1 protein-coding gene is annotated in these 1092 nt (G+C 65.7%); it reads left to right on the forward strand.

What is annotated here, in order from left to right; genetic code table 11:
- Positions 1 to 1090 (forward strand): alpha/beta hydrolase family protein (locus AC1Q5P_RS21735; protein WP_492520008.1); only part of this gene is annotated, 1090 nt, incomplete at its 5' end.
- Between the last annotated feature and the right edge of the window lie 2 nt (positions 1091 to 1092).

A 1092-nucleotide genomic window follows, 5' to 3' on the forward strand; every position in this document is an offset into this window, starting at 1 on the left:
CGGCGGCAACCACGGCGAACTGGACGAGGTCTGCCGGCCCGTCCGGGAGGCGGCAAAGGCCGGCGCCGATGCCGGGTCCGCACAACTGTTCGACAGCTGGATTGCCGTGGCCGATCAGGTGACCCGCAATGCCGAACGCGACGAGGCCGATGGCTATCTCCTCTCGGCCGGCGCCAAGTACCTGCGCGCTTCGGGATACTACCTCGGGGCCGAGCGCCTGCAGAGCCGCGACTACGCGCCGCGCTGGGCGGCCTATGACAAGGGCCTCGAACTCTACCACAAGGGCAGCGCGTTTAGCGGCCTCCATGTCGAGAAGGTGGAGATCCCCTACGAGGGAGCGAGCTATCCGGCGATCTTCGTCCACGATGGCAGCGGCACGCCGCGGCCCACGCTGGTCTCGGTCAATGGCCTCGATTCCATGAAGGAGCAGGTGTGCATGGCAGGCCATGGCGCGGTGAACCTGGCCCGCGGCATGAACACGCTCTTCCTCGACCAGCCCGGCACCGGCGAAGCGATCCGCAAGCGCAATCTCCCCGCCGTCCACGACGCCGAACGCTGGGGCAGCCCGGCCTTCGACTATCTCCTGACGCGCAGCGATGTGATTCACTCGAAGATCGGCATCTTCGGCCTGTCCTTCGGTGGCTACCACGCCCCGCGCATCGCCGCGAACGATCCCCGTTACGCACTGTGTGCCGTCATGGGCGCAAACCACGTCTGGGGCCAGCGCCAGCGCGAACGCGTCGCCAACGAGGGCGAGAACCCCGTCCCGCACTACTGGGACCACGTCATGTGGGTCTTCGGCATCGACGATCGCGAGGCCTTCCTCGCCTACGCCGACCAGATCACCCTCGACGGACAGGTGGACAAGATCCGCGTGCCATTCCTCGTCACACACGGCGAAAACGACCGCCAGATCCCCGTCTACAACGCCCGCATGAGCTACGATCAGGCCACCAACAGCCCAAAACGCTCCCTGCGCATCTTCACAAAGGCCGACTTCGAAGTCGAACACTGCGGCGCCGACAACGGCACCGCCATGCGCGACTACATCGCAGACTGGTGCGCCCAAACATTCAACGAAATGGTGTAGAC

The sequence above is a fragment of the Novosphingobium sp. GW835-FHT14H07 genome (assembly GCF_058793515.1).